Genomic DNA, 243 nt, shown 5'->3' on the forward strand with positions numbered 1-243 from the left:
GCCGGTGGCAGGATGCCAGAGCTTCACCTTGCCGTCCTGGCCGCCGGCACCCTCGCACACGAAGCCTCGCTCGGCCACGCCTGGGTCGAGCATCTGGCCTGGCGCCCGGCGGGCGACCAGCTCTTCGCCGCTGCGGGAAAAAAACTCGTGGAACTCAAACCCGACTGTTCGATTGTGCACACTTTCCCGGACGCCCCAAAGACGATCTCCGCCCTCGCCTGGCGACCCGACGGTACCGCGTGC

At 67.9% G+C, this 243-nt stretch carries 1 protein-coding gene; it reads left to right on the forward strand.

All coding sequences use genetic code 11. From position 1 onward, the window contains the following. Nucleotides 1-12 precede the first annotated feature (12 nt). Nucleotides 13-243, forward strand: a 231-nt coding sequence (locus RMT89_RS45005) for a hypothetical protein (protein ID WP_315889529.1), incomplete at its 3' end; no start/stop codon positions are given.

This window comes from Streptomyces sp. P17, assembly GCF_032436805.1.
In the GTDB taxonomy this organism is placed as follows: Bacteria; Actinomycetota; Actinomycetes; order Streptomycetales; family Streptomycetaceae; genus Streptomyces.